This is a genomic window from Streptomyces albicerus (assembly GCF_008905045.1).
Taxonomy (GTDB): domain Bacteria; phylum Actinomycetota; class Actinomycetes; order Streptomycetales; family Streptomycetaceae; genus Streptomyces; species Streptomyces albicerus.
On record NZ_VWMY01000027.1, the window covers coordinates 57,198 to 68,586 of the forward strand.

At 70.9% G+C, this 11,389-nt stretch carries 10 protein-coding genes; 4 read left to right on the forward strand and 6 right to left on the reverse strand.

Annotated elements, in window-relative coordinates:
• Positions 1 to 235 precede the first annotated feature (235 nt).
• Both GAS53_RS24830 and GAS53_RS24835 read left to right on the forward strand, forming a co-directional pair.
• Positions 236 to 1,264: a LacI family DNA-binding transcriptional regulator gene (locus tag GAS53_RS24830; RefSeq protein WP_151479919.1), complete on the forward strand. Its 1,029-nt coding sequence runs from the start codon at positions 236 to 238 to the stop codon at positions 1,262 to 1,264.
• Positions 1,265 to 1,550: 286 nt separating this feature from the next.
• On the forward strand, positions 1,551 to 2,282 hold the full coding sequence (locus GAS53_RS24835) for a tetratricopeptide repeat protein (RefSeq protein WP_151479920.1): 732 nt from the start codon (positions 1,551 to 1,553) through the stop codon (positions 2,280 to 2,282).
• A 343-nt stretch (positions 2,283 to 2,625) separates the two neighbouring features.
• Here the strand turns inward: GAS53_RS24835 and GAS53_RS24840 are convergent, their stop codons facing one another.
• Positions 2,626 to 3,033, reverse strand: coding sequence for a MerR family transcriptional regulator (locus GAS53_RS24840; protein WP_151479921.1), 408 nt, complete (start codon positions 3,031 to 3,033; stop codon positions 2,626 to 2,628).
• A gap of 82 nt (positions 3,034 to 3,115) precedes the next feature.
• On the opposite strand from GAS53_RS24840, the gene GAS53_RS24845 reads away from it, so the two are divergent.
• Together GAS53_RS24845 and GAS53_RS24850 are read left to right on the forward strand one after the other, a co-directional pair.
• Complete coding sequence (locus tag GAS53_RS24845; protein WP_151479989.1) at positions 3,116 to 4,009, forward strand: NAD(P)-dependent oxidoreductase; 894 nt, start codon at positions 3,116 to 3,118, stop codon at positions 4,007 to 4,009.
• Positions 4,010 to 4,463: 454 nt separating this feature from the next.
• Entirely contained in the window at positions 4,464 to 5,267 is an 804-nt protein-coding gene (locus tag GAS53_RS24850) for a hypothetical protein (RefSeq protein ID WP_151479922.1), read from the forward strand.
• 136 nt (positions 5,268 to 5,403) lie between these two features.
• Here GAS53_RS24850 and GAS53_RS24855 read toward each other — a convergent pair whose 3' ends face one another.
• The 5 genes from GAS53_RS24855 to GAS53_RS24875 form a co-directional block, all read right to left on the reverse strand.
• The gene (locus GAS53_RS24855; RefSeq protein WP_151479923.1) at positions 5,404 to 7,437 is read right to left on the reverse strand and encodes a DUF1996 domain-containing protein; all 2,034 of its coding nucleotides are present in this window, start codon (positions 7,435 to 7,437) and stop codon (positions 5,404 to 5,406) included.
• A 408-nt stretch (positions 7,438 to 7,845) separates the two neighbouring features.
• The gene (locus GAS53_RS24860; RefSeq protein WP_151479924.1) at positions 7,846 to 8,664 is read right to left on the reverse strand and encodes a hypothetical protein; all 819 of its coding nucleotides are present in this window, start codon (positions 8,662 to 8,664) and stop codon (positions 7,846 to 7,848) included.
• A complete protein-coding gene (dgoD, locus tag GAS53_RS24865; RefSeq protein WP_151479925.1) occupies positions 8,661 to 9,806 on the reverse strand; it encodes a galactonate dehydratase in 1,146 nt (381 codons plus the stop codon). Before dgoD ends, GAS53_RS24860 begins: the two co-directional genes overlap by 4 nt.
• Complete coding sequence (locus GAS53_RS24870) at positions 9,803 to 10,540, reverse strand: FadR/GntR family transcriptional regulator (RefSeq protein ID WP_151479926.1); 738 nt, start codon at positions 10,538 to 10,540, stop codon at positions 9,803 to 9,805. The genes dgoD and GAS53_RS24870 overlap by 4 nt, the downstream gene beginning before the upstream one ends.
• A gap of 34 nt (positions 10,541 to 10,574) precedes the next feature.
• On the reverse strand, positions 10,575 to 11,348 hold the full coding sequence (locus tag GAS53_RS24875; RefSeq protein WP_151479927.1) for an SDR family NAD(P)-dependent oxidoreductase: 774 nt from the start codon (positions 11,346 to 11,348) through the stop codon (positions 10,575 to 10,577).
• Positions 11,349 to 11,389: the final 41 nt, after the last annotated feature.

Sequence of the window (11,389 nt, forward strand, 5' to 3'; positions counted from 1 at the left end):
GATGGATGTGGTGGCGCTGAACTCTGCGACGAACTCTGCGACAGAAACGAACCGAAAAGGTTTTCCGTGAAGCTAGGACTCGGCTTACGACCCGTCAATCCCCTTTGCTTGAACGGATGGATCCGAATCATCGAAACCCGATCAGGCACCGGGACCGAAAGGACTCGCGTACTGTTTTCCGCGCGGCGTGCACCCTCGGGGCGTCGGCAGGCGACACGAGACAGGAGAAACACCCATGGCACAGGCCACCGGCCCCTCTCGTTCGCAGCCCGCCACGCTCAGCGACGTCGCCCGGCTGGCAGGCGTGTCCATCGCCACCGCCTCCAAGGCCCTCAACGGCCGCAGCCAGGTACGCGCGGAGACCCGACAACGGGTGATCGAAGCGGCCGAGCGGCTGTCGTTCCGACCCAACCAACTGGCCCGCGGCCTGCTGGCCGGGCGGACGGGCACCGTCGGTCTGCTCACCAGCGATCTGGAGGGCCGGTTCAGCATCCCGATCCTCATGGGCGCCGAGGACGCCTTCGGCGCGGGCGAGGTCGCGGTGTTCCTCTGCGACGCCCGTGGCGACGCGATCCGCGAGCAGCACCACGTCCGCGCGCTGCTCGGCCGCCGGGTCGACGGTCTCATCGTGGTGGGCAGCCGGACCGACCCACGCCCGTCCCTGGGCCGTGAACTGCCCGTTCCCGTCGTCTACGCGTACGCGCCGTCGGAAGATCCGGCGGATCTGTCCATCGTCCCCGACAGCGTGGGCGCGGGGCGGATCGCGGTCGACCATCTGCTCGCCTGCGGCCGCAGCCGGATCGCGCACATCACCGGCGACCCCGGCTATCTCGCGGCGCAGGAGCGGGCCGTAGGGGCCCGGGCCGCGCTCGCCGACGCCGGCCTCGCCCTGGTCGGCGAACCGCGCTTCGGCGTGTGGTCGGAGGGCTGGGGGCGGGCGGCCACCGCGATGCTGCTCGACCAGCACCCGGACGTGGACGCCGTGCTGTGCGGCAGCGATCAGATCGCCCGCGGCGTCATGGACGTACTGCGCGAGCGCGGCCACCGGGTGCCGGAGGATGTGGCGGTCATGGGCTTCGACAACTGGCAGGTCCTCACCTCCGCCTCCCGGCCACCGCTGACCAGCGTCGACATGAACCTCGAACAGGTCGGCCGCGCGGCCGCGCACGCCCTGTTCACCGCGATCGCCGGGGCACGGCGCTCGGGAGTCGAGACCCTGCCCTGCCGGGTGGTGATCAGGGGGTCCACGGCACCCCTGTCCTGAGCGGCCTGCCCGCTCCGCGTGACACCGAGCCGGCAGGCGTACGGGGCTGCCGTGAGCACCGCCGATGCGGCCGCCCCCACAAGCCCGGACCCGGACCCCTGAGCCTCCCAAGTGCCGGACCGAACGCTCGTGCGCAGCAGGTCATGCCCGCCATCGGCTGCCGGGCGGATGCCCGCCTGTTCCGGGATACCGCCCTCACGGACGGCGCGCGTACCCTGAGACCAGGCGGCAGGCGAGGGGGGCGGATACCGTGTCCGCAAGGCCATGCGCGGGATGTACTGAGCCGATGGGTGAGCTCCGGAAGGCACTGCAACAGGCCGCGGAGGACCGCCCGGTGGACGGGGTGCCGTCGTTCCGGGTGTCAGGGGACCGGTCTGCGCAGGAGGCCCAACCCGATAGTGACCCGGTGTCGTCGTTCGAAGGAGAAGTGACCGACCGGGAACGCGGCCTCGGGCCCGACCATCCCGACACGCTCGCCTCCCGCAACAACCTCGGGGGCGCACTCCAGCAGGCGGGACACCCCGACCGAGCCATGGCGCTGTTCCAACAGAACCTGGCCGTCAGCGAACGCGTCCTCGGCCCCGACCACCCCGCCGCCCTCACCGCGTACAACAACCTCGCGGGCGCTTACGAGGCGTCCGGCGACCCGGCCCGCGCCATCCCGCTCTACGAGTACGCCCTGGCCGGCCGCGAGCGCGTCCTCGGCCGCGACCACTTGCTCACCCTGCGGTGCCGGGACAATCTCGCCCAAGCCCACGAGCAGACCGGGAACCCGGCTCGCGCCATCCCCCTCCACGAACAGACCCTGACCGACCGTCAGCGCGCCCTGGGCCCCGACCACCCCGACACCCTGCTCTCCCACGGCAATCTCGCCCACGCCCACCACCAGGCGGGCAACCGGGAACAGAGCGTGGCGTTGCTGGTACGCACACTGGCCGACAGCGAACTCCACCTCGGGCCCGACCACCCCGCCACACGACACGTCCGGGAACTGCTGACCCACGTGCAGAGCGGCTGATCCGCCGTGCCCAACACCGTGACGGGGCCCGGTCGGGCCTGCCCACCAGGAGCGTGCCACAGTTCACACACTGTCCGGAGGCGGCCGCGGAACACGCGGGGGGCGGTTCCGCGTTCTTCTGTACGTGGCTGCGGAGGGGACAGTGTCCCCGGGCCTCACCTATAGCCCATGGGGACGATCGTTCGGCTGAAGCCCCATGGAGCCTTTCGCCGAGAGGCGACCGCCCTCCGCCGGCCACCGCTCACGGCCCCGGCTGGTCTCCCCCGTCCAGCCGGGGCTTCTCATGAGGCGAGGGGCTCATTCGGGCTTCGACGCCGCTGCCCGCGGACGTCTCGGAGGGCGATCACGCCGGTGTCGACTCCAGCGTGGTGGAGCCGCATCCCTGATAGTGCCGCGGCAGACGCCGTTCGGTGGCATCGATGAAGTCATGCAGGACCTGGCGGGAGCGGGCGAGCGTGTCGATCTGTTCGTCCAGCCCGTGCAGGCGTGCTCGCAGGGTGGTCAGGAGCTCGGGGCAGGGCTCGAGGTCAGGAGCCGCGCCGGTGACGCAGGGCTGCAGGAACCCGATTTCCTGGGTCGACAGTCCGGCATCCAGCAGCTTCCTGATCTGAGTCACGGTCAGGACGGCGTCGTCGGCGTACTCGCGATAGCCGCTGGTACCGCGGCTCGGTTCGAGCAAGCCCTGGGCCTCGTAATAGCGCAGCTGATGCGCACGGACTCCGGTCCGTCGGCTCAACTCCCCGATCAGCACGCTCAGTCCCCCTTGACCTTCATACCGGTATGAACGTTGACGATTCTGCCACGATCACCAACCCACCCCGAGGGAGCACATGATGCAGAATCGCGATGCCGGCCACACTCCCGTGACGGTCATCGGCCTGGGCCTGATGGGCGAGGCGCTGGCCGGAGCGTTCCTGCGCGACGGGTATCCCACGACCGTGTGGAACCGCACGGCGGCGAAGGCCGAACGACTGGTCTCCCAAGGCGCGAAGCTCGCCGACTCGGTCGGCGACGCCGTCGCGGCCGGCCCGCTCGTGATCGTCTGCGTCTCGGACTACGACGCCGTGCACGAGCTCCTCCACCCGCTGGGCGAGGTCCTTGACGGTCGGGTCCTGGTGAACCTGACCTCGGGCACCTCGGCGCAGGCCCGTGAGACCGCCGACTGGGCGGCGCGGCAGGGCAGCACCTACCTCGACGGCGCGATCATAGCCATCCCTCCGGCTATCGGCACGGCGGACGCCGTCATCCTCTACAGCGGGCCACGGTCGGCCTTCGACCTGCACGAGTCGGCCCTGAGGAGCCTCGGCGCGGGAACGACATACCTCGGCGGCGACCACGGCCTGTCGTCGCTGTACGACGTCGCTGTGCTGGGCCTGATGTGGGGCATTCTGAACGGCTTCCTGCAGAGTGCCGCCTTGCTCGGCGCGGCGGGAGTGGACGCCGCGGCATTCGCCCCGCTTGCGAAGAAGGGTATCGAGACCGTGACCGACTGGCTGTCCGACTACGCCCAGCAGGTCGACGACGGCACGTACCCGGCCCTTGACGCCACCATCGACACCCACCTGGCCGCGATGGAGCACGTCATCCAGGAGAGCGAGTTCCTCGGTGTCAACGCCGAACTTCCGAGGTTCGTCAAGGCCCTGACCGACCGAGCCGTGGCCGATGGGCACGGCGGCAACAGCTACGCAGCGATGATCGAGCAGTTCCGCAAGTCCTCAGGGACGTGACCATGACCGGCCACCCGGCTCGCTTCGGCGCGAAGAGCCTGCGTCCGGTCGTGGCGGCCTGGCCCCCGACCTGATCGCCACACCATTCAACCCACGCGCATGGGGCATGGACGGTTCGCCGAGCGCGCGGATCTTCGCGTGCGAACCTCGGTGTGCTCGGCGACCTGAAGGTACTGTGCGAAGTCGAAGTCGAAGTCGAGGCCGTCGACGCGATGGCGGAAGGCGTCGACTTCGATTGCTTCGCCCTGCTCGACGCGTCCTCGGACGGGAACTCACCCAGGAGGTGGGGTGGTCAGAGGCCCTGGGTTGCGGATGGCAGGCCTGGCCGGTCTCGCCGCGCGCCGGCGCTCGCTACGGCGGCGGCCCGCCGCGCGTCCGATGCCCGACCTGCTCGAGCCGTGGGAGCAGGAGGTCGACGAGCGCACCGTGCGTGCCCAGGTACGCACCGGGATCCGTGGGTTCCCGTACTGTCCGCGCCGCGGACGTGCCCGACGGCGCGCTCGGGGCACTTCGCCAGGCCGCCGGGATCAGGGATGTCGAGGACCTGCTCGTCGTGCCCGCCCAGGCTCGGCCCGGCCGTCTCGGCGGCAGCCGCCTGCAGATTCTGACGCCCGCCGGCGTGCTCGGTTTCGGGCCAGGCGGCGTGGCGTTGTGGGTCGGCGCTCCCGCCCTCCCCGGAGTGCGGGTGGTCCTGCGCCCGCAGCAGGTGGCCGCGATCGAGACCACGCACATCCTGCTCCACGCCCGCCTGACGATCCTCGCCACCGACGCGCGGCTGACCATCCATTACAACGCCGTCGCCGAGCACGAACTGCACCCCTTGCTGCGATCCCTGCGTCGCCGGGTCGCCCACACCGAGCTGGATCTGCCGGATGCTCCCGTGCCGAACGCCGGGCTGCCGTACAAATGGCGCCGCCTGCTCGTCTCGGATGCGGTATGCCTGGACGACGGCGATCCGGTCGCCGCAGTCGCCGGGCGGCTGCCCGTGCCCCGCTGGTCGGAGCCCGCGTACGCCGCCGTCGTACTCACGCCCCGCGAACTCGTCTTCCTCGCCGACCCCGTGCACACCGAGCCGACCGGTGGCCGCCACGGCCTGGACACCCACTGCATTCCACGCGCGAGGATCGAGCAGGTGCGCGCGGACGGCCCGCTCCTGCGGGTCCGCGTGTGCGGAGCGGACCTGCAACTGCCGCTGGGCGACGAACTGTCCGCCCGGGTCGTCCACACCTTCGCCCGGCATCTGCCCACCGCCCGGTAGCCCTTTTGCGGTGCCCGGGCCTCGAGTTCGTGGTGCCGGCCGCCGCCGGTCCTGAAAGCGGTTCAGGAAGCGGATGATGGGTGATCGGACCTGTCTATGCAGGTCCGATCACCCATCATGTGTCACCTGGAAGGTGTCAGCCCTGCCTGTGCCTGATACGGCGGAGCAGCAAGCCTCCGGTGATCAGGAGCAGTGCCCCGGCCGCGGCCGGCCACAGTTGCGTCCCGGTGTCGGCGAGCCCGCCCGAGACCGCCTGCGGTTCACTGTCCCCTGCGACCGACTGGTCGTTCCCACCGATGGTCGGCGTCGGTTCAGGGCCGGGGACGGCACCGCCGCCGTCGCTGTCCGAGCTGTCCCCCGATGTGACGGGATCGCTGTGGACAGCCGAGGGGGATGTGTCGGCCTTCGGTTCCGCGTTGCCGCCGTCGCTGTCGCTGTCCGAGCCGTCCGCCGGCTTGGGCGCCTGCGCACTGCTGGTCGAGGGCTGCGGCGTGTCCCCGCCACCGTTGTCCGCGGGGTCTTCGTCCTGTCCGTTCCCGCCGGACGGAGCATCAGGCGTCCCGGACGGAGTGTCAGGAGCGTCAGGAGTCGGCGACGGGGTGTTCCCCGGCTCCTCACCGGCGCCTGAGCCGTCGTCCGAGCCCCCGCCCGATCCGGCGCCCGAGGCGGCGTCGCACTGTCGGCCGCCGTTGATGCAGTCCACCATCTCCCGCATCAGCTCTTCGTCGAAGACGTTGATGAAGTCGCCGTGGTCGGTCACCGGCTTGTGCAGCTGCTCGGGGAAGGAGTCGACGGCGAACAACGGGGTCGTGCGGCCGCCGTCCTGCAGGCTGGGCGCGTCGACGTCGTAGACGATGCGCTGCACCAGCTGCGGAATGGCCTTGAAGCCGCCCGCGCAGTTGCCGCCGGCGTCGGCGAACGCCACGTGGGTGCGGTGGTTGGCGCTGTCGATGTTCCGGCCGTCCCAGCAGCTCTGGAACTTGAAGGTGCGGACCACGTCACTGCCCTTGGGGCAGAGCGGGTACTTGTCCTTCAGCTGCACCTTGTTCTCGAACCCGGTGCAGCTCCACGAGGCGTTGGCGTTGGCGGTGCCGTTGACGAAGGCCTTGGCGTCGCCGGTGATGATGCGCAGCAGCCTCGGCATCTCCGTGACCTCGCTGCGCGGGTTGCCCACGAAGGTCATCGTGACCTGCTTGGGCGTGACGATCTCACCGGCGTTGCCCTCGATGCCGCCGCCGGGAGAGGCCGCGTCCTTTTCCTGGGTGCCGTTCTGCAGGCGCAGTACGGGCCAGAAGTACGAGGACTTGTCGTCCTTGCTCTCGCAGGACGTGTCCGCGTTGGCCAGGTCCTCGTCGCTCGCGAAGGCGTCGTTGGACTGGTTGCCGACGTAGTCGTGGAAGTGGTGGGCGCCGTTGGTGACACCGGGGGCCACGATCACGTTGTCGGAGTTGAACAGGCCGCCCTCGTTCACACCGCAGCTGGTGGTGAAGGTGCCGCGGGAGGCGTCGCCCTGCGGGTTCGGGTTCTGCACGTTGGGCTGGACTTTGGTGATGTCCGCGAAGTCCGCCGCCGCGGGGCCGTTGCCGGCCTGGCCGCCGTTGCCGCCCTGCTGGTTGCCCTGTTCCTGGTCATTCCCCTGGTTCTGGCCGTCGTCCTGGCCACCACCTTGGTCCTGGCCGTCATGGTTGTCGCCGGCCTCGTCCTGGCCGTCGCCGCCCTGGTCACCGTTCTGCCCGTCCCCCTGGCCGGGCTGGTTGCCGGAGGCGCGCAGCGTGCAGGCCGCGAAGTCCTCCAGCCCCTGCGGACGGTCCCCGACACGGTCGATGGCGATCGAGATCCGCTCGATCGTGGCAGCCCGCTTGTCCTTCAGCGGATTCATGATCGCGCTGTCGGCGAAGCCGCCGTCCTGCTCGATGGCCTGCGCCGAGTTCTGCAGGCGCTGATAGGCCTCGGCGATCTGCTTGTCCAGGAGCGCGAGTTCGCCGTCGACCTCCGTCTTTGCCTGGTCGGGCACCGCCGTCAGCTGACTGCCGACGTCCGGGCAGTCGATCGTGGCGGCTCCGGAAGCCAGGACTTGGCCAGCCTGGTTCTGACCCGACTGCCGGGTCGAGTCGCTTTCGGAAGCGGTGGCGTAAACGTTCGCCGCTACCAGCCCACCCCCACCCAACATCAGTGCGACCGCTCCAATGGTCGCGCGGCGAGCACCTGTTGGGCGTCTGCGCGTGTTGCGTCTCAAGGGAGTACTCCTACGCTTCGTTGCCGGCCCGGCATAGCAATGCCTCATCCCATACGGAGGCGAAGCCTCGAGTGTTCAAGCACCTCTGAGATTTATAGAAACCTCTCACGAATCAAGCCACCCGGGGGCCGTCTCCCAGATGTCCGCTCCTCGTCCGTGCCGCCCCGTACCGCCCGCCCCGAACACGAATGCGCCGACCCAACCAGCCCGCTCCAGGTCTGGGTGCCCGCGCGCGCCGCATATCCCCGCCACGCAGCAGGCAGGCGATGTCGGCGCGGTCGGCCAGGGCCGCTCGGAATCCATGGCGAACTCCTTGTCACACAGGTCGTCACACACATCGGTTCAGGCACAGCGGCAGTTCGCGGTCAGCGTCAGCCGCCATCGCACCTCGCCGCAGGCGGGTACCTGGGCGGCGTCACCGGGGCCTGCCTCGGCGAGGTCGAAGACGCGGCCGAGCATCGGCTCGACGCCCGTGCTGCGGTAGGGATGCACGTCGGGGAAGCCGCCTAGGTTGCGCCACAGGGCGATGGACATCGGCTGTCCGTCGGCTTCGAGTGCCAGCGACAGACGGTCCGTGTGATCGTGGACGCAGCAGCCGGAAGCGTCCACGACGGCTCCGACCGCGGTGCCGTCGTCGGGACCGAGCCGGTCCAGGCGCAGTCCGCAGGGGGCGGGCCAGCTTCCTTCCACCCAGGCGGCGCCCTTCGGCCACGCCCGGTCCAACAGCGGCGCTGCCTCGGGGAAGAGGCGGGTGCTCGCTCCGTCGCGGGTGTGCAGGGTGGCGCGGTCGGAGAGGTCGAGCAGGGCGTGGGCGGCCCACACGAAGCGGAAGCCCTCGTCGGCCGTCAGTACGTAGTCGGCCTCGGCTCCGCCGGTGGTGGTGCGGATGGCACGGGTCAGGGTGAAGCGGTCACCGTCGATGACGTCCCGGTCCGCGTCTCGTCTCCAGGGCCGTGACCAGACGTCGCCGTGGTCGGGGGTACCACGGACGGTGGGGACGCACTCCTCCAGTCCGCCCGCGTCCACGAAGGGCTCGCCCGGTGACACGCTCGCCCGCTCGGGTGCCTCGCGCCGCCACAGCCATTCCCGGCCGGCCGTGCGCAGCGAGGTCCAACGGCCCCCATGGGCAAGGTCGGTGACGATGTCCAGCGGCACGCTCACCACTCCGCGAAGGAGCCGTCGGGGTGCCGCCACACGGGGTTGCGCCAGGCGTGCCCGGTGCGGTCGGCGGCGCGTACGGCGGCCTCGTCGACGGTGATGCCGAGGCCGGGGGCGTCGCCGCGGGAGGCATGGCCGTCGACGAATCGGAACGGTTCGGGGTCGACCAGGTAGGACAGCAGGTCGGCGTCCTTGTTGTAGTGGATGCCGCGGCTCTGCTCCTGGATCAGGAAGTTCGGGGTGGCGAACGCGACCTGCAGGCTGGCCGCCAGCGCGATCGGGCCGAGCGGACAGTGCGGGGCGAGCTGGGCGCCGTAGGTCTCGGCGAGCGAGGCAATGCGGTGCACCTCCGAGACGCCGCCGGCGTGGGACAGATCGGGCTGGGCGACCGCGATGCCCGCGGCGAGCACGGGCAGGAACTCGGCGCGTCCGTAGAGGCGTTCACCGGTGGCGAGCGGTATCGGGCTCGCGGCGACGAGGCCGGCCAGCTGGTGGCCGTGCTCGGGTACGACGGGCTCCTCGACGAACAGCGGGTGCAGGGGGACGAGTTCGGCCAGGATCCGGCGGGCGCCGGCGGCGGTGAAGCGGCCGTGGAAGTCGACGGCGACGTCACGGTCCGGGCCGAGCGCCTCGCGGGCGGCGGCCACGCGGCCGACGACCGCGGCGGTCTCGGCGGCGGTGGGGACCGGCGAGGTGGCTCCGGCCGCGTTCATCTTCACCGCCGTGAAACCCGCCTCGACCTGGGCGGCTATCTGCTCGGTCAGCTCGGCGGGTTCGTCTCCGCCCACCCAGGCGTAGACCCGGACGCGGTCGCGCACCGGGCCGCCCAGCAGGGCGTGCACGGGAGCGCCGTAGGTCTTCCCGGCGATGTCCCACAGGGCCTGGTCGAGGCCGGCCACCGCGCTGGAGAGGACCGGACCGCCGCGGTAGAAGCCGCCCTTGGTGAGCACCTGCCAGTGGTCCTGGATGCGCAGCGGGTCCTGGCCGACGAGGTACTCGGCCAGGACGTCGACGGCGGCACGGACGACCTCGGCGCGCCCTTCGACGACCGGTTCGCCCCAGCCGACCACGCCCTCGTCGGTCTCGATGCGGCAGAACAGCCAGCGCGGCGGGATCAGGAAGGTTTCGATGCGGGTGATCTTCACTGAGAGCGGGAGCCTTCCATGTCATCGGAGTCGCCGACACGGTCCAGATCGCGGCCGGCCTGGTCGAGCAGGGCATGCATCGCGGCCTCTGCGGCCCGCGGGTCACCGTCCCGTACGGCGTCCAGGACGGCACGGTGCGCCGGGACCGGGTCCTCGCTGTGCGGGGAGCTGTGCACGATGCGGTCGCGGTGGGCCAGGCCGGACTCGATCACCATCTCCATCCGTTCGAGGAGCTCGTTGTGGGTGGCGGCCAGCAGAGCGCGGTGGAAGGCGAGGTCGGCCTCGACGGCGTGGGCGGCGTCGGTGTCCTCCTCCCCCATCGCCTCCAGGGCGCCGTCCAGGGCGGTCAGGTCCGCGTCGGTGCGCCGTTCGGCGGCCAGGCGCACTGCGGCCGGTTCGATGATGGCGCGCACCTCGGCGAGGTTGCGCAGCAGCGCCTGGTCGGCCTCCGTGGTGCTGCCGCCCTCGAACTGCCAGCGCAGTACGTCGACGTCGAGCAGGTTCCAGTCGGCGCGTGCGCGGACGAAGGTGCCGCGCTTCTGGCGGGCGTCGACCATCCCCTTGGCGGCGAGCACCTTGAGCGACTCGCGCAGGGCGGTGAGGCTCACGTCCAGCTCGCTCTGCAGCGCCACCAGGTCCAGCGTGGCCCCCTCGGGGATCTCACCGCCCAGGATGCGGCGGGCGAGGACTTCCACGGTCTGGCCGTGCACGCCGCGGCGGGCATAGGGCGTCATGTCGTTGAGCCTTTCTGCTGAGAGGTGAGCGTGGTCATGCGGAGGCCTTGACGACGCTCCAGCCGCCGTCCACGACGAGACTCGTCCCGGTGATGTAGGAGGCTTCGTCAGCGCTGAGGAAGGCGATGGCCGCGGCCACTTCCTCGGGGGTGCCGAAGCGGCGCACCGCCGTCTCGGCGATGCTGCGCTCCCGGTCCTCGGGGGCGACCCGGTCCCAGGCGGCGGTCAGGATCGGCCCCGGCAGGACGGCGTTGACGCGCACCTCCGGGCCGTACTCGACGGCGAGTTGGCCGCACAGGGACAGCAGAGCGCCCTTGGAGGCGGCGTAGGCGGGATGGCCGGGGATGCCCTTGTGTGCGTGGACGGACGAGGTGAGCACCACCGCTCCCCGGCGTTCCCGCAGGTCGGGCAGGACCGCCTGGAAGCCGAGGAAGCTGCCGGTGACGTTGACGGCGAGCTGCCGCTGCCACGAGGAGAGGGACATCTTGTGGGCCGGTGTCACATCGACGGTGTAGGCGTTGCTGACGAGGACGTCGACGGGTCCGAAGTCGTGGGCGGTGGTCACGACGCGCGTCCAGTCGTCCGCCGCGGCGACGTCGGCTCTCACGAACCGGGCGAGGCCGCCGGCCTCGGTGATCTGCGCGGCGACGGCCTGGCCTCGTTCCTCGGCGATGTCGGCGAGCACGACGGCGGCTCCTTCCTCGGCGAGGCGTTCGGTCGTGGCGGCTCCGATGCCGGAGGCCGCTCCGGTGACCACGGCCGTGCGGCCGGTGAAGCGGGCGCCGTGCCGTCGTGCGGGCTGCTCCATCGTGGGGTTCGACTCCTTTGCGGGCGTGACACGGCTGGTCG

Bases quoted from the DNA above. Each gene is read 5' to 3' on its own strand.
- GAS53_RS24875 (WP_151479927.1), bottom strand. From the start codon at position 11,348: ATGGAGCAGCCCGCACGACGGCACGGCGCCCGCTTCACCGGCCGCACG.
- GAS53_RS24870 (WP_151479926.1), bottom strand. From the start codon at position 10,540: ATGACGCCCTATGCCCGCCGCGGCGTGCACGGCCAGACCGTGGAAGTC.
- GAS53_RS24835 (WP_151479920.1), top strand. From the start codon at position 1,551: ATGGGTGAGCTCCGGAAGGCACTGCAACAGGCCGCGGAGGACCGCCCG.
- GAS53_RS24845 (WP_151479989.1), top strand. From the start codon at position 3,116: ATGCAGAATCGCGATGCCGGCCACACTCCCGTGACGGTCATCGGCCTG.
- GAS53_RS24855 (WP_151479923.1), bottom strand. From the start codon at position 7,437: ATGTTGGGTGGGGGTGGGCTGGTAGCGGCGAACGTTTACGCCACCGCT.
- GAS53_RS24830 (WP_151479919.1), top strand. From the start codon at position 236: ATGGCACAGGCCACCGGCCCCTCTCGTTCGCAGCCCGCCACGCTCAGC.